17 protein-coding genes and 1 pseudogene are annotated in these 16,117 nt (G+C 51.3%); 14 read left to right on the top strand and 4 right to left on the bottom strand.

The window, feature by feature from the left end; all coding sequences use genetic code 11:
• From HU143_RS17195 to iprA, 3 genes and pseudogenes are all read left to right on the top strand, one after another.
• Positions 1–1,229, top strand: a protein-coding gene (locus HU143_RS17195; protein ID WP_089541817.1) for an IS3 family transposase whose coding sequence is annotated in 2 segments (ribosomal slippage) — positions 1–316 and positions 316–1,229 — 1,230 coding nt in all. Because the reading frame shifts where the segments join, the coding sequence is not laid out codon by codon here.
• Between the two features lie 7 nt (positions 1,230–1,236).
• A pseudogene (locus HU143_RS17190) lies at positions 1,237–2,607 on the top strand (autotransporter outer membrane beta-barrel domain-containing protein); the annotation flags it as partial.
• An 85-nt stretch (positions 2,608–2,692) separates the two neighbouring features.
• Entirely contained in the window at positions 2,693–3,316 is a 624-nt protein-coding gene (iprA, locus tag HU143_RS17185) for a hydrogen peroxide resistance inhibitor IprA (RefSeq protein ID WP_000950242.1), read from the top strand.
• A 44-nt stretch (positions 3,317–3,360) separates the two neighbouring features.
• Here the strand turns inward: iprA and ampH are convergent, their stop codons facing one another.
• Positions 3,361–4,518 carry a D-alanyl-D-alanine-carboxypeptidase/endopeptidase AmpH gene (gene ampH / locus HU143_RS17180; protein WP_000830777.1) on the bottom strand — a complete coding sequence of 386 codons (1,158 nt, stop codon included), beginning with the start codon at positions 4,516–4,518 and terminating at the stop codon, positions 3,361–3,363.
• Positions 4,519–4,864: 346 nt separating this feature from the next.
• On the opposite strand from ampH, the gene sbmA reads away from it, so the two are divergent.
• Positions 4,865–6,085 carry a peptide antibiotic transporter SbmA gene (sbmA, locus tag HU143_RS17175; protein ID WP_000477024.1) on the top strand — a complete coding sequence of 407 codons (1,221 nt, stop codon included), beginning with the start codon at positions 4,865–4,867 and terminating at the stop codon, positions 6,083–6,085.
• A 14-nt stretch (positions 6,086–6,099) separates the two neighbouring features.
• On the top strand, positions 6,100–7,194 hold the full coding sequence (gene yaiW, locus HU143_RS17170; protein WP_023227296.1) for a surface-exposed outer membrane lipoprotein YaiW: 1,095 nt from the start codon (positions 6,100–6,102) through the stop codon (positions 7,192–7,194).
• Positions 7,195–7,231: 37 nt separating this feature from the next.
• Here the strand turns inward: yaiW and HU143_RS17165 are convergent, their stop codons facing one another.
• On the bottom strand, positions 7,232–7,540 hold the full coding sequence (locus tag HU143_RS17165) for a YaiY family protein (protein ID WP_023227295.1): 309 nt from the start codon (positions 7,538–7,540) through the stop codon (positions 7,232–7,234).
• 267 nt (positions 7,541–7,807) lie between these two features.
• Here HU143_RS17165 and HU143_RS17160 point away from each other — a divergent pair, with 267 nt between their 5' ends.
• Positions 7,808–8,023, top strand: a complete 216-nt coding sequence (locus HU143_RS17160) for a DUF2754 family protein (RefSeq protein WP_001239240.1) — start codon at positions 7,808–7,810, stop codon at positions 8,021–8,023.
• A gap of 25 nt (positions 8,024–8,048) precedes the next feature.
• On the opposite strand, the gene ddlA is transcribed toward HU143_RS17160, so the two are convergent.
• Positions 8,049–9,143 (bottom strand): D-alanine--D-alanine ligase, encoded by a 1,095-nt coding sequence (gene ddlA / locus HU143_RS17155; protein ID WP_023227294.1) that lies wholly within the window; start codon positions 9,141–9,143, stop codon positions 8,049–8,051.
• A gap of 77 nt (positions 9,144–9,220) precedes the next feature.
• Here ddlA and HU143_RS17150 point away from each other — a divergent pair, with 77 nt between their 5' ends.
• From HU143_RS17150 to adrA, 5 genes are all read left to right on the top strand, one after another.
• Positions 9,221–9,934, top strand: coding sequence for an extensin family protein (locus HU143_RS17150; RefSeq protein ID WP_000480794.1), 714 nt, complete (start codon positions 9,221–9,223; stop codon positions 9,932–9,934).
• 168 nt (positions 9,935–10,102) lie between these two features.
• Positions 10,103–11,314, top strand: coding sequence for a multidrug efflux MFS transporter (locus tag HU143_RS17145; protein WP_000446772.1), 1,212 nt, complete (start codon positions 10,103–10,105; stop codon positions 11,312–11,314).
• A gap of 296 nt (positions 11,315–11,610) precedes the next feature.
• The gene (gene iraP, locus HU143_RS17140; protein WP_001518423.1) at positions 11,611–11,871 is read left to right on the top strand and encodes an anti-adapter protein IraP; all 261 of its coding nucleotides are present in this window, start codon (positions 11,611–11,613) and stop codon (positions 11,869–11,871) included.
• 348 nt (positions 11,872–12,219) lie between these two features.
• Positions 12,220–12,540, top strand: coding sequence for a phosphate starvation-inducible protein PsiF (gene psiF, locus HU143_RS17135; RefSeq protein ID WP_000705166.1), 321 nt, complete (start codon positions 12,220–12,222; stop codon positions 12,538–12,540).
• Between the two features lie 91 nt (positions 12,541–12,631).
• Positions 12,632–13,744 (top strand): diguanylate cyclase AdrA, encoded by a 1,113-nt coding sequence (adrA, locus tag HU143_RS17130; protein ID WP_000484083.1) that lies wholly within the window; start codon positions 12,632–12,634, stop codon positions 13,742–13,744.
• A gap of 14 nt (positions 13,745–13,758) precedes the next feature.
• Here the strand turns inward: adrA and proC are convergent, their stop codons facing one another.
• A complete protein-coding gene (gene proC, locus HU143_RS17125) occupies positions 13,759–14,568 on the bottom strand; it encodes a pyrroline-5-carboxylate reductase (protein WP_000412193.1) in 810 nt (269 codons plus the stop codon).
• A gap of 139 nt (positions 14,569–14,707) precedes the next feature.
• On the opposite strand from proC, the gene HU143_RS17120 reads away from it, so the two are divergent.
• The 3 genes from HU143_RS17120 (at position 14,708) to yaiA (ending at position 16,111) form a co-directional block, all read left to right on the top strand.
• Positions 14,708–15,163 (top strand): YaiI/YqxD family protein, encoded by a 456-nt coding sequence (locus HU143_RS17120; protein WP_000158134.1) that lies wholly within the window; start codon positions 14,708–14,710, stop codon positions 15,161–15,163.
• Between the two features lie 184 nt (positions 15,164–15,347).
• Entirely contained in the window at positions 15,348–15,893 is a 546-nt protein-coding gene (gene aroL, locus HU143_RS17115) for a shikimate kinase AroL (protein ID WP_000983569.1), read from the top strand.
• A gap of 26 nt (positions 15,894–15,919) precedes the next feature.
• Positions 15,920–16,111: a protein YaiA gene (gene yaiA, locus HU143_RS17110; protein WP_001143161.1), complete on the top strand. Its 192-nt coding sequence runs from the start codon at positions 15,920–15,922 to the stop codon at positions 16,109–16,111.
• Positions 16,112–16,117: the final 6 nt, after the last annotated feature.

Raw genomic sequence — 16,117 nt, 5'->3', positions numbered from 1 at the left:
ATGATTGATGTCTTAGGACCGGAGAAACGCAGACGGCGTACTACACAGGAAAAGATCGCTATTGTTCAGCAGAGTTTTGAACCGGGAATGACGGTCTCCCTTGTTGCCCGGCAACACGGTGTGGCAGCCAGCCAGTTATTTCTCTGGCGCAAGCAATACCAGGAGGGAAGTCTTACTGCTGTGGCCGCAGGAGAGCAGGTCGTTCCTGCCTCTGAACTTGCTGCTGCCATGAAGCAGATTAAAGAACTCCAGCGCCTGCTCGGCAAAAAAACGATGGAAAATGAACTCCTTAAAGAAGCCGTTGAATACGGGCGTGCAAAAAAGTGGATAGCGCACGCGCCCTTATTGCCCGGGGATGGGGAGTAAGCTTAGTCAGCCGTTGTCTCCGGGTGTCGCGTGCGCAGTTGCACGTAATTCTCAGACGAACCGATGACTGGAAAGATGGTCGCCGCAGCCGTCACTCAGATGATACGGATGTGCTTCTCCGTATACACCATGTTATCGGAGAGCTGCCCACGTATGGTTATCGTCGGGTATGGGCGCTGCTTCGCAGACAGGCCGAACTTGATGGTATGCCTGCGATCAATGCCAAACGTGTTTACCGGATCATGCGCCAGAATGCGCTGTTGCTTGAGCGAAAAACCGCTGTACCGCCATCGAAACGGGCACATACTGGCAAAGTGGCCGTGAAAGAAAGCAATCAACGATGGTGCTCTGACGGGTTCGAGTTCCGCTGTGATAACGGAGAAAAACTGCGAGTCACGTTCGCGCTGGACTGCTGTGACCGTGAGGCACTGCACTGGGCAGTCACTACGGGCGGCTTCGACAGTGAAACAGTACAGGACGTCATGCTGGGAGCGGTGGAACGCCGCTTCGGCAACGAGCTTCCGGCGTCTCCAGTAGAGTGGCTGACGGATAATGGTTCATGCTACCGGGCTAATGAAACACGGCAGTTTGCCCGGATGTTGGGGCTTGAACCGAAGAACACGGCGGTGCGGAGTCCGGAGAGTAACGGCATAGCAGAGAGCTTCGTGAAAACGATAAAGCGTGACTACATCAGTATCATGCCTAAACCAGACGGGTTAACGGCAGCAAAGAACCTTGCAGAGGCGTTCGAGCATTATAACGAATGGCATCCGCATAGTGCACTGGGTTATCGCTCGCCACGGGAATATCTGCGGCAGCAGGCCAGTAATGGGTTAAGTGATAACAGGTGTCTGGAAATATAGGGGCAAATCCACGGATACTCTGGAACTGACCAACGCTGGTGTATTTAACATCAACAACAGCGACTATGTGCTGGATGCAGATTTGGTTAACGGCCACACCAACACAACCGATACATCAAACGCTACCTATGGTTACGGTGTCATCGCTATGACTTCTGACGGTCATTTGACCGTGAATGGTAATGGTGATTATTACAACGGTGATAACACTGCCGATACTACTTACAGTGCTAACGGTGAAGCGGATAATAGCTACACTGACAACGTTGTAGCCGCAACTGGTAACTATAAAGTGCGCATCGACAACGCTACTGGCGCCGGTTCTGTTGCGGATTACAAAGGCAACGAGCTGATTCGTGTCAATGACGTAAACACCGACGCAACCTTCTCTGCAGCAAACAAAGCTGACTTGGGTGCTTACACCTATCAGGCTAAGCAGGAAGGCAACACTGTCGTGCTGGAACAGATGGAACTGACCGACTACGCTAACATGGCGCTGAGCATTCCTTCTGCGAACACCAATATCTGGAACCTGGAACAAGACACCGTTGGTACTCGTCTGACCAACGCTCGTCATGGCCTGGCGGATAACGGCGGCGCATGGGTAAGCTACTTCGGCGGTAACTTCAACGGCGACAACGGCACCATTAACTACGATCAGGATGTTAATGGCATCATGGTCGGTGTTGATACCAAAGTTGACGGTAACAACGCTAAGTGGATCGTTGGTGCGGCAGCAGGCTTCGCGAAAGGCGACCTGAGCGATCGTACCGGTCAGGTGGATCAGGACAGCCAGTCTGCCTACATCTACTCTTCCGCTCGTTTCGCAAACAACATCTTTGTTGACGGTAACTTGAGCTACTCTCACTTCAACAACGATTTGTCTGCTAACATGAGCGACGGTACTTACGTTGACGGCAACACCTCTTCTGACGCCTGGGGCTTCGGCTTGAAACTGGGTTATGATCTGAAGCTGGGTGATGCAGGCTACGTAACGCCTTACGGTAGCGTATCCGGTCTGTTCCAGTCTGGCGACGACTACCAGCTGAGCAATGACATGAAAGTTGACGGTCAGTCTTACGACAGCATGCGTTATGAACTCGGTGTAGATGCAGGTTATACCTTCACTTACAGCGAAGATCAGGCGCTGACCCCGTACTTCAAACTGGCTTACGTTTACGACGACTCCAACAACGATGCTGACGTAAACGGCGACTCTATCGACAACGGCGTAGAAGGTTCTGCGGTACGTGTTGGTCTGGGTACTCAGTTCAGCTTCACGAAGAACTTCAGCGCCTACACCGATGCTAACTACCTCGGCGGCGGTGATGTTGATCAAGACTGGTCTGCAAACGTTGGTGTTAAATATACCTGGTAATCATTTTCTCTCAGGAGAAATAAAGGTAATTTAAACTGAAAAATGCCCGTCAAGGACTTGACGGGCATTATTGCAAGGAATGCATATGTTATCTTTAAGCAAGCCACTACAGGAATTCTACAGACTCGATAAATGCCTTTCTAAGCATGGTACGCGTTTCGAGTTTGTTAACGATAAAGAGATTATCTGTTCACCTGATGAAAGTAATACCCATACCTTTGTTATTTTAGAGGGGGTTGTTTCGTTAGTTCGGGGTGATAAAGTTCTTATTGGTATTGTGCAGGCCCCTTTTATTTTTGGCTTAGCCGATGGCGTGGCGAAAAAAGAGGCACAATATAAATTAATTGCGGAGAGCGGTTGCATCGGTTATCGCCTCTCATCATCACAAACTCTCGCCATCATTGAGCAGAACCAACTGTGGCGTGAAGCCTTCTGTTGGATAGTATGGAAAAGTCAGGTACTGGAACTTCGTGACAAGCAGCTCATTGGTAATAATTCTTACGACCAAATTCGTGCGACGTTAATGACAATGATTGAGTGGGATGAAGAACTTCGCTCACGTATTGGTGTTATGAATTATATTCATCAACGAACGCGCGTATCGCGATCGGTGGTGGCGGAAGTTCTCGCGGCCCTGCGTAAGGGTAATTACATTGAAATGAATAAAGGCAAACTGATCAGTATTAACCGTTTGCCCTCCGAATATTAACAAAAATGTTGCGCCTCGTCTGATATAGCGCGAGGCGCGACGACTCAGGATGCAGGAATAGCAATCGGTTTATTGCCGCTTAGCTCAGTAACCAAATCGTTAATCCCGTCGCTCATATTGGTAAAACGAGTGAGGGGGGAACGGGTTACCACCACAAAAGCGCCAATATTATATTGCGGGATCATCGCCATATAGGTAATAAAACCGCCGCCGCCTCCTGTTTTCTGGATAATGCCAGGACGTCCGTCTTTTGGCGCCATATAGACCCAACCCAGACCGAGCGCGTCGGCTTTACCCGGTACGTCCATCCCGATGATTTTCTTTAACTGTGTGCGCTGATAAATCAACGTTTGCATACGATCGGCCTGTTGGCTACGGTGATAGAAATCTGACGACAGATACTGTTGCATCCAGCGCATCATATCTCCTGGCGTAGAATAGACCCCACCGCTGCCAATGGCAGCCAGCGTATTATTACAGGGGCTTGCGCCTTTCTCTGCCACCATCAGACGCTTACACTGATCGGGAGAAGGGGTAAACGTGGTGTCTTTCATTCCCAGCGGGCGGGTAATCTTTTCTTCAAACAGTTGCGTATAAGGTTTGCCGGAGGCGGTCGCCAGCGCGTCGGCTAACAGGTCGAACGCCAGATTGGAATAGGCCGCCTGTGAACCGGGCGCGACTTTTAACGTTGCTGTGGAGAGCCAGTTCCAGCGTTGTTCGCGGGTTGGCCAGACAAATACCGGACGATGCGCCGCGCCGCCGGGCTGTTCTCGCGGAAGCGCGCTGGTATGGGTCGCTAAGTTGACCAACGTAATCGGCGTGCCTTGATACGTCGGGACATGCGCGCCGGGAGGCGCATATTTGCTGAGAGGATCGTTTAATTTTACCGTTCCCTGATCGAGCAATTTTACCAACATTTCACTGGTCATGAGCTTGGTGAGAGAAGCGATACGAATGACCGAATCAAGCTGTGGACGAACATTATTGCCCGGTCTGGTGTCACCGAAACTACGAAACACGCGTTGATTGCCGTCGATCACCACCAGCGCCATGCCCGTGGCGCCGCTACCATAAAAGATATGCTCGGCATAACGATCAACGATATCAGAGGCAAAAACCGGATCGGCAATCGGCTGAGCCGCCTGGACAGAAGTAAGTGATGCCGCAAACAGCATGGCAGTAAAAAGCAGACTACGTTTCAACGGTGATGTCCATAAGTGAAATAACGGTGGTTATGCGTATTTATACTACCCGGCGGCACATTGCAAAACGTTAAAGAGAAAAAAGTGGGTGAAAAAACGTAACGGCGGGTTTTCGTGATGGAGAATGTTTACTTTTGTGATAGAGCGCTTGTGATAACCTGATAGCGTCAGCGTGCCTGCTGTGTATGAAACTCGTCGAAACAATTCTGTTGAGCAGAAATGCGAACTAAGCGTCACAACGTAGGTCACAATGCCTGGTTTAGCCCTTTCATTTGCGTGGGCATGGCGTGCTATTGCCGCCGTCACAGCAGCCGTAATAAAGATAAGAAGTTAGCAGGAGAGCATGATGTTTAAATCTTTTTTCCCAAAGCCAGGGCCGTTTTTCATGTCGGCGTTTGTTTGGGCGCTGATCGCCGTCATTTTCTGGCAGGCGGGAGGAGGAGATTGGGTGGCGCGACTTGTAGGGGCATCCGATGAAGTGCCTATCAGCGCAGCGCGCTTTTGGTCGCTGGACTATCTGATTTTTTATGCTTATTACCTGATTTGCGTGGGATTATTTGCAACGTTCTGGTTCATCTATAGCCCGCACCGCTGGCAGTACTGGTCGATACTTGGCACCTCGCTCATTATTTTTGTCACCTGGTTTTTGGTGGAGGTTGGCGTCGCGGTTAACGCCTGGTACGCGCCGTTCTATGATTTGATTCAAACGGCGCTCAGCTCGCCGCACAAGGTCACTCTTGGTCAATTTTATCATGAAGTGGGGGTGTTTCTCGGTATTGCGCTTATCGCCGTGGTGATCGGCGTGCTGAACAACTTCTTTGTCAGCCACTATGTATTTCGCTGGCGTACCGCAATGAATGAGCACTATATGGCGCACTGGCAGTACCTACGCCATATCGAAGGGGCCGCCCAGCGTGTGCAGGAAGATACCATGCGTTTTGCCTCTACACTGGAGAATATGGGCGTGAGTTTTATCAATGCCATCATGACGCTCATCGCCTTTCTGCCGGTGTTAGTCACCCTGTCAGCGCATGTGCCGAATTTACCCATCGTAGGGCATATCCCTTACGGCCTGGTCATTGCCGCCATAGTCTGGTCATTAATGGGGACGGGCCTGCTGGCGGTCGTCGGGATCAAATTGCCGGGGCTGGAATTTAAAAATCAGCGAGTGGAAGCCGCTTATCGTAAGGAGCTGGTCTACGGTGAAGATGACGCCAGCCGCGCCACGCCGCCCACCGTCCGTGAACTGTTTAGCGCGGTGCGCCATAACTACTTTCGTCTCTACTTTCACTATATGTATTTCAACATCGCGCGCATTCTCTATTTGCAGGTCGATAACGTTTTCGGTTTGTTCCTGCTGTTTCCTTCCATTGTTGCCGGTACGATTACGCTGGGGCTGATGACGCAAATCACCAACGTGTTTGGCCAGGTGCGCGGTTCGTTCCAGTATTTGATTAACTCCTGGACGACGCTGGTGGAGCTGATGTCTATTTATAAACGTTTACGTAGCTTTGAACGCCAGTTGGATGGTCAGCCAGTTCAGGAAGTGACCCACTCTTTTAGCTAACAGAAGGAAACGTTATGTCGGCGGCGTCCCGTCTTTATCCTCTGCCTTTTCTGGCGGTTGCCATATTGGCTGGCTGTAGTAGTCAATCCGGGCAGCCGGTGAGCAAGGGCGAGAAGCCTGTCGACGTGGCAAGCGTAGTACGTCAGAAAATGCCAGCCAGTGTCAAAGACAGAGAGGCCTGGGCGAAAGATATCGCGACAACGTTTAAGAGCCAGGGGCTGGCGCCGACGGTAGAAAATATCTGTTCGGTGCTGGCTGTCGCCCAGCAGGAGTCCGGTTATCAGGCGGATCCTGTCGTGCCGGGGCTAAGTAAAATCGCCTGGCAGGAGATTGATCGCCGCGCTGAACGACTACACATTCCGCTGTTTCTGGTGCACACCGCGCTGAAAATTAACTCCCCCAACGGCAAGAGCTATAGCGAACGGCTGGACACGGTAAAAACCGAAAAACAGCTTAGCGCTATTTTTGACGATTTTATCAATATGGTTCCTATGGGGCAGACGCTATTTGGCTCATATAACCCGGTGCATACGGGCGGCCCGATGCAGGTCAGCATTGCCTTTGCCGAACAGCACGCGAAAGGTTATCCGTGGAAGATGGCGGGTACGGTACGTCAGGAGGTCTTTACGCGCCGTGGCGGGTTGTGGTTTGGAACTTACCATTTGCTGAATTACCCGGCGAACTACAGCGCGCCTGTTTTCCGCTTCGCCGACTTCAACGCGGGATGGTACGCCAGCCGTAACGCTGCGTTCCAGAATGCCGTCAGTAAAGCCAGTGGGGTAAAACTGGCGCTGGATGGCGATCTGATTCGTTATAACAGCAAAGAACCGGGCAAAACAGAGTTAGCGGTGCGCAAACTGGCAGGGCAGTTGGGAATGAGTGAGCGTGAAATTCGCAGCCAACTGGAGAAAGGCGATAGCCTGGCGTTTGAAAAAACGGCGCTCTACAAGAAAGTCTATAAACTGGCCGAGGCCAAAACGGGCAAGACGCTTGCGCGGGAAATGTTGCCCGGTATTCAACTGGAAAGCCCGAAGATCACGCGTAAGCTGACGACCGCCTGGTTTGCTAAACGAGTTGATGAGCGACGGGCGCGGTGTATGGGGGGATAAATTTCGCGCTGGGATATTTTCTCCAGCGCGCTAAGGTTTATTGGTGACGGTGACGCCAGCGTAAAAACGAGGCGATAACGGCGAAAATGAGGCAGCCCGTGAGGAAGGGCACCAGGCCAAAAATCGTCCCGACGCCCAGCCCAATCTCTACCCGTGGTCGACCTGTATCCTGTACCTGCATCAGATGCTCATAGATACCCGGCGCATGAACCAGCAGGTTTAAGAGTTGCGCTCCGGCCCAGAAGCAAAACAGTACAAATATGGCGTAAGCAATATTTCCGGGCGTAGAGGAGGTTTCTCGATGCTTCCCGCTGAACAGCGATTTTGAGAGAGTGAAATCAGCCATAAAGACCTCCAGGATGATCGGCTACGATCTGGCGTTATGCCATCGGCTTACTGTGAAGTCTGACAGGTCATTGTGTTTGTCAATATCAGAATCATGGTAATTTCACATACGGAATGTATCCATCGCGTAAATTTTTGTTAGTTGTCACAAAACGATCACTTTTATCAAAATCAATTAACATTTAAGAAATTCCGTATCCCCCACAGACTCGCTCGCCAGAAGTATGCAAAAATACGTTTTTGTTGCTGTTAATACGTCGGAGTCGTTATGCGTTTGCCCGTAAAAATTCGTCGTGACTGGCACTACTATGCCTTCTCTATTGGCCTTATCTTTATTTTGAATGGCGTCGTAGGATTGCTGGGTTTTGAGGCGAAAGGATGGCAAACCTATGGCGTTGGGCTGGTAACGTGGATTATTAGCTTCTGGCTGGCGGGGTTCATCATTCGCCGGCGCGAAGATGACGAGGTAAAAGACGCCCGATAAACGTTGCGCTATCGGGCGTGCGGTATTACATCGTGGTTTTTAAGGCGTTATTCGCCGCATGGCGTTCCAGCGCCAGCTCAATCAGGCGGCTGATCAAATCGGTATAGCCCAATCCGCTCGCCTGCCAGAGTTTTGGATACATACTGATATTGGTAAAACCTGGCAGCGTATTGATCTCGTTAATCACGACCTCATTGTCTGCCGTTAAAAAGACATCGACACGCGCCATACCCGCGCACCCCAGCGTCTGATAAGCCTGGATCGCAATCGCGCGAATCTTGTCATTCACCCCGGAAGGGAGCTGCGCAGGTACGACAACTTGTGCGCCGTTATCATCAATATACTTAGTATCGTAGGCGTAAAATTCGCTATTCAGTACGATTTCGCCGCAGGTGCTGGCCTGTGGGTTATCGTTACCTAATACGGCGCATTCGATCTCGCGCCCTTTGATCCCTTGCTCCACCACCACTTTATGATCGAATTCGAAAGCCAGCGCGACCGCCTGCTGATATTGCGCTTCGTTAGCGACTTTACTGACGCCGACCGAAGAGCCCTGATTGGCGGGCTTAACGAACAGCGGCAGTCCCAGACGGGATTCAACCTCGGCAAAACTAAACGCGTGACGATTCGTTCGGGTGAGTGTAATAAACGGGGCGATATTCAGTCCTGCATCGCGTAGTAGTCGCTTGGCGATGTCTTTATCCATGCAGGCTGCGGAGCTCAGCACGTCTGAACCGACAAACGGTAAGTTTGCGACGCGCAGCATCCCCTGCAATGAGCCGTCTTCGCCCAGCGTACCGTGGACGATAGGAAAAATAACATCTACCGTCGGCAGCGGCTGCCCATTCTGGGCGTTAATCAATTGGTGTTGATGTTTGCCAGGCACCTGGGCCAGACTGATTGCCGAAGGACGTAGCGCGATATGTGCCGGATCGTCTGCATTCTGCAAATAATTTTCCGCATCGTTAACATGCCATTGTCCCGCCTTATCTATCCCTAACAGCACCACGTCGAAGCGGGTTTTATCGATCGCATCAACGATATTTTTCGCTGATTGCAAAGACACTTCATGTTCCGCCGACTTACCGCCAAATACTATTCCTACCCGCAATTTCGCCATCTTAAAAACCCATTCCATCGAATGCAAAGCGTATACATTACCACGACAAAACGCGGGTTTCGCGGGGTTCTGCCATAATGTTTATGGGATGTGAGAACGGAGGCCGCGTGAGAGGTAAGGGTTTTCTGATTATTGTGCTGTTGGGCGGCATTGGCGGGCTGGGATATCGTTATCTTCCCTCTTATTATAATCCTTTTGCTCCGCTACAACTTGCCGATCCGCCAGGCTGGATCACTACCTTCAAACTACAGCGCCTGACGCCGTCGCAGTGCCGGGAGCTTTTGACGGCGGCCAATCAACAGGGATTAATTTCATCACAACCTGTTGCGGATAGCGCTGGTGAATGTCCCTTGTCCCATGTTGTGCGCGTCAGAGATTTTGGCCAGGTTAAACTGAGCAGCAGTTTTTTAGCCTCCTGCCCGCTGGCGCTGCGCTCCGCGCTGTTTGTCGAACAGCAGGCAAAACCTTTAACAGAAACGTGGATGAAGCGCCGCCTGACCCGCATCGAACATCTGGGCAGCTATGCCTGCCGTAATATTTATCACCGCCCGGATGCGCGTCGCAGTGAACATGCCAGCGCAGAAGCGCTGGATGTCAGCGGGTTTCAGCTATCAGATGGCCGAAAAATCACTGTTCTGCGCGGCTGGGGGCGTCAGGAGACGGGGCCCTGGTTACGCGCTATGTTAAACGCCAGTTGCCATTATTATGGCAATGGGCTCGGGCCTGACTATAACGCTGCGCATGCTAACCATTTTCATCTTGGAATGCGGGGCTACGGCGTGTGTCGTTAAAGCATAAACGTCTGCCTTGCGCGGCTATATAATGTGACATGTTTCACAAAAATGATGAACGGGGAGACAAAATAGCAAAGTGTGACGTATCGCACCTCTGGAACCACCAGGAAAAAGAGAATTTGCTAAGCTAGCGCGTATTTTCAGCTACTTACCGTTACGAGTCTTATGGAATCCTGGAAAGTTAATCTAATTTCCGTTTGGTTTGGATGTTTTTTTACCGGGCTGGCAATCAGCCAAATCCTGCCATTCTTACCCCTTTATATTTCCCAGCTTGGCGTCTCTTCCCATGAAGCGTTATCAATGTGGTCCGGGTTAACGTTTAGCATCACGTTTCTTATTTCCGCCATTGTGTCGCCGATGTGGGGCAGTCTCGCCGATCGTAAAGGGCGTAAACTGATGCTATTGCGCGCGTCGCTCGGGATGGCGATAGCTATTCTACTGCAGGCATTTGCGACCCATGTCTGGCAACTTTTCCTGCTGCGCGGAATCATGGGGTTAACGTCAGGCTATATCCCCAATGCCATGGCGCTGGTAGCCTCTCAGGTACCGCGCGAACGTAGCGGCTGGGCGCTCAGTACGCTTTCTACCGCGCAGATCAGCGGCGTTATCGGCGGGCCGTTAATGGGCGGCTTTGTCGCGGATCATATCGGGCTGCGGGCGGTATTTCTGATTACCGCCATGCTGTTGGTGGTGAGCTTTCTGGTCACGCTATTTTTAATTAAAGAAGGCGTGCGTCCGGTCATCAGGAAAAGCGAACGCCTGAGCGGTAAAGCCGTTTTTGCGTCGTTACCTTATCCTGCGCTGGTGATCAGTTTGTTTTTTACCACGATGGTCATTCAACTCTGTAATGGTTCCATCAGTCCAATCCTGGCGCTGTTTATCAAATCAATGATGCCGGACAGTAATAACATCGCCTTTCTTAGCGGGTTAATTGCCTCGGTGCCCGGTATCTCTGCGCTTATCTCCGCGCCTCGCCTGGGAAAACTTGGCGACAGAATCGGCACGGAAAGAATTCTGATGGCCACGCTTATCTGCGCAGTGCTGCTTTTCTTCGCGATGTCCTGGGTCACCACGCCGTTCCAGTTGGGGCTGTTGCGTTTCTTGTTGGGCTTTGCCGATGGCGCGATGTTACCCGCCGTACAAACGTTATTGGTGAAATACTCCAGCGACCAAATTACCGGACGTATTTTTGGCTACAACCAGTCATTTATGTATCTGGGCAACGTGGTTGGGCCGTTGATGGGCGCGACGGTATCGGCGATGGCCGGTTTCCGCTGGGTTTTTATCGCTACGGCGGCGATCGTGTTGATCAATATCGGGCAACTGACCCTGGCGTTACGTCGTCGGCGTAACGCGCAAAAAGCGAAAGGCCAATAGCGGTGCATCGTAACGGCGCTTCTGCCGTTACGATATGGTTTAAATTAAAAGATATATTCTTTATCCGTGAAGTTTTTCTATAGATGGCATAACCTTAAATTATGATATAGCGTGATTATTGTTTTTTGATGGTTTATTATCGTCTCGTTTACGGCCTGAGAAACGTTTCGCTGCGGCGACAGTGATAATTATTTGTGTAAAGTTCTTCCTGTATCATAAAAATAGTACTTTCAGCCTCTAGGCAGTGGTTCTTCATAGTGATAACGTCACCCTGGAACTAATAAGGAAATATGGTCATGAAAAATCTCATAGCAGAGTTGTTGCTTAAGCTAGCCCAAAAAGAAGAAGAGTCGAAAGAACTGGTTGCTCAGGTAGAAGCGTTAGAGATTATCGTCACAGCAATGTTACGTAACATGGCGCAAAACGAGCAGGAGATGTTGATACGTCAGGTAGAGGGGGCACTTGAAGGCGTAAAGCCGGATGCCAGCGTTCCTGATCACGATACGGAATTGCTGCGCCAATATGTAAAAAAGTTGCTGAGACACCCCCGGCACTAATCGTATTTAAAACAACACAGTTGTTATAACGTTACTTTTATAAAATAGCCCTGGCCGCTTCGTTTTTATTTTGCTCTGTATTAACCAGAAGAAAATAAAAACGAAGCGGCTATGGTAATAACAGTGTAACGTTATGCGTTGTTCTTCTGCATCCTGCGTGACTGTGGATAATCGAGTTGCACATTAGCCTACGGTTTGTCAATCAATAAAACATCTATTGCTAACGGTAAGTAATACTTTTACTGCCGGGTGGTATTTTTGCCAGTAACAGCCAGACTTATATAAAGTCCCTGGGATATTTCCCAAAGGGACAACGTGTAATGCGTACACTGACAAAAGGATGGTGCTATGAAAATAACATTACTGGTGACTTTACTTTTTGGCCTGGTCTTTTTAACCGCCGTCGGCGCAACCGAAAAACCGTTAACACCGCAACAGCAGCGCATGACGACCTGTAATCAGCAGGCGACAGCGCAAGCGTTGAAAGGCGATGCGCGTAAAACTTACCTTAGCGACTGTCTAAAAAACAGCCAGTCAGGCCCTGGCGAGAAAAGCCTGACGCCGCAACAGCAGAAAATGCGTGAATGCAATGTTCAGGCGACGGAACAATCCCTGAAAGGCGATGACCGTAGTAAGTTTATGAGCGCCTGCCTGAAAAAAGCGGCGTAGTGCTATCGGGTGAGCCCTGAAAAACACTCACCCGAAATTTCATACTTCCTCCATGCGCTCTGTTTCTATAATTTGGGAAAATTGTTTCTAAATGTTCCCAAAAATAATGAATGATGAAAATTTTTACCGAAAAGCGGTTGAACAGGCGGTAGCGCCGCCTGACCCTCCTGATGATCGTCAGCGCTCCGGGTTGCGCTTCGCCCGGCGCATCAGGCTACCGCGCGCGGTGGGGTTAGGGGGGATGTTTTTACCGGTGGCCGCCGTGTTAGTGTCGCAACCTGTCTTTGGCGGCTGGTGGTTATTGCTGGTCGGCTGGTCTTTTGTCTGGCCGCATCTGGCGTGGCAGTGGGCGGCGAAAGCCCTTGATCCGCTACGCCAGGAAATTTACAACCTGAAAGTGGATGCGATCCTCTCCGGCATGTGGATCGCGTTGATGGGCGTCAATATGTTGCCTGCCGCCGCGCTGTTTATGATGATGAGCATGAATCTGATGGGCGCTGGCGGGCGGCGGCTATTCACTGTCGGAATGGGCCTTTTGCTGGCGTCATGTCTGGTGACGTTGCAGCTTACCGGGCTACCCGTCGCGATGCGAAGCTCGTCGCTGGAAGTCACGCTCTCTTTGCCCGTCATTATGTTGTATCCGCTTCTGTTCGCCTGGGTAAGTTATCAAACGGCCATTAAATTAGCGGAACATAAGCGACGCTTGCAGGCGATGAGTTCGCGGGATGGCATGACCGGCGTCTATAACCGACGCCACTGGGAAATTTTATTACGTAATGAATTCGATCACAGCCGACGCCACCATCGGGAGGCGACATTGTTGATTATCGACATCGATCATTTTAAGAGCATTAACGACACCTGGGGACATGATGTTGGGGATGAGGCTATTATCGCCCTGACGCGTCAATTACAGATAACGCTACGCGGGAGTGATATTATCGGGCGCTTTGGCGGCGACGAATTTGCGGTGATTATGTGCGGAACGCCGGCAGACAGCGCGATTACCGCCATGTCGCGAGTGCATGAACGGCTAAATACCTTACGCTTGCCGGGCGCGCCGCAGGTCATGTTACGTATCAGCGTGGGCGTGGCGCCGTTAACGCCACAAATCGGTCATTATCGGGAATGGCTAAAGTCTGCGGATATGGCGCTTTATAAAGCAAAGAATGCCGGACGTAACCGCACCGAAGTGGCGGCATGACGTCCAGCCGGGCTTCAGGATTTACTGAGCGCCTCTGATTTTTCCATACACTTCGTCATCGCTTCTATTACCGCAGCGCGGAAGCCACGTTCTTCCAGAACGCGTACGGCTTCAATCGTCGTTCCGCCAGGCGAGCACACCATATCTTTCAGTTCGCCGGGATGCTTTCCGGTTTCGAGTACCATTTTCGCCGATCCCATGACGGCCTGCGCGGCGAATTTATAAGCCTGAGCGCGAGGCATACCGCCCAGAACGGCAGCGTCCGCCATCGCCTCGATAAACATAAAGACATAGGCCGGCGAAGATCCGCTCACGCCAACCACCGGATGGATCATCGGCTCAGCAATCACCTCCGCCTCGCCAAAGCAGCGGAAAATATTCAGGACATCAGCCGTATCTTCCGGTGTGACCAGCGCGTTGGGCGTGACGGAGGTCATTCCTGCGTTGACCAGCGACGGCGTATTCGGCATAGCGCGAATGATTTTACGGTCGTGTCCCAGCGCGCGCGCAAGCTGATCAAGCGTTACGCCTGCGGCGATAGAGACCACCAGTGAGTCTTTGTTCAGGCTGGAGGAGATTTCACTGAGCACTTTCACCATAATGCCCGGTTTTACCGCGCCGAAAACGATATCCGCGACCTGAGCGACCTCCTGCGCGCTTTGCGCCGCATTAATGCCGTACTGATCATGCAGGGCGGCAACTTTATCGGGGGAGGGGGTGTAGACCCAGATCTGGCCGGGAAGTACCTGACCGCTGGCAATCAGTCCGCCAAGAATAGCCTTGCCCATATTACCGCAGCCAATAAAACCGATTTTCTTCTCCATCTCGTCACTCCCTATGTTTGTGTGTTATGGGGAATGGTTAGCTTAACGCGGATTGAAAACGGGCAGAAGGAGAAACAGCACTTTGATGAAAGACAAAAGCGCGAGACAATAAAAGATTGTATACCGTACGGGAGACATTATGACCATCTGGGTGGATGCGGATGCGTGTCCGAATGTCATTAAAGAAATTTTGTACCGCGCCGCCGAGCGGATGCAGTTACCGCTTATTCTGGTTGCCAATCAGGCCTTGCGCGTGCCGCCTTCGCGTTTTATCCGCACGCTCCGCGTGGCCGCCGGGTTTGACGTGGCGGATAACGAAATCGTGCGTCAATGCGAAGCGGGCGATCTGGTGATTACCGCAGACATTCCGCTGGCAGCTGAAGTGCTGGAAAAAGGCGCTGCGGCTCTTAATCCCCGGGGAGAACGCTATAGCGACGCCACGATTCGCGAACGTCTGACGATGCGTGACTTTATGGACACGCTACGCGCCAGCGGCGTACAAACGGGGGGACCAAACAGTCTCTCGCCGCGCGATCGTCAGCATTTTGCCGCCGAGCTGGATAAGTGGTGGCTGGAAAGCCAGCGTAAAAAATAAATCGTGTAATGAAAAATTTACAGTTTATTCATTTCTGATTCTTGCTATAGTACTAATATTGTGAATTTAGTACCTTTGTGTAAATTATTATTTACATTTATGCGTTGTACTAGTTAGATGATATGATTATAACATTGCTGATATCAAATCCTGCGTATGCGCAGTTCCTGGGGGAACGCCTGCTATGATGCAACCTCTTTATCTTGTTGGCCCGCGGGGCTGTGGGAAAACCACCATCGGTATGGCGCTGGCGCAGGCAACCGGTTTCCGGTTTGCGGATACCGACCGCTGGCTGCAATCGCACGTGCAGATGAGCGTCGCTGATATCGTTGAAAAAGAAGGCTGGGGAGGGTTCCGCGCCCGGGAAACCGCGGCTCTGGAAGCGGTAAGCGCGCCTTCGACTGTCGTGGCGACAGGAGGCGGTATTATTCTCACGGAGTATAACCGACGTTATATGCACCGTGTTGGCGTAGTGATTTATCTGTGCGCGCCGGTATCCACGCTGGTTAATCGGCTTGAGGCTGAACCTGAAGCGGATCTGCGCCCGACCCTCACCGGCAAGCCATTGAGCGAAGAGGTTCGGGAAGTGCTTGAGCAGCGTGACGCGTTGTATCGCGAAACGGCGCATTACATTATTGACGCGACGAAAGCGCCGGCCCAGGTCGTTTCTGAAATTATTGCGGCGCTGCCGCCGTCGACGCAACGGTTACAGGGAGATGTCTATACTTAACGCTCACCCAGAATAAAGGAAACGCTATGCCAACCAGACCACCTTATCCGCGGGAAGCTTATATCGTCACCATTGAAAAAGGCACGCCGGGCCAGACGGTGACGTGGTATCAGCTACGGGCTGACCATCCAAAACCTGATTCGCTCATCAGCGAGCATCCGACCGCAGAAGAAGCGATGGATGCGAAAAAACGTTACGAAGATCCGGATAAATCATAGACGCAT

The sequence above is a fragment of the Salmonella sp. SJTUF14076 genome (assembly GCF_015534835.1).
In the GTDB taxonomy this organism is placed as follows: Bacteria; Pseudomonadota; Gammaproteobacteria; order Enterobacterales; family Enterobacteriaceae; genus Salmonella; species Salmonella enterica.
Note: the sequence above shows the minus strand (reverse complement) of the source record. Positions and strands in the feature narration are given on the sequence as shown.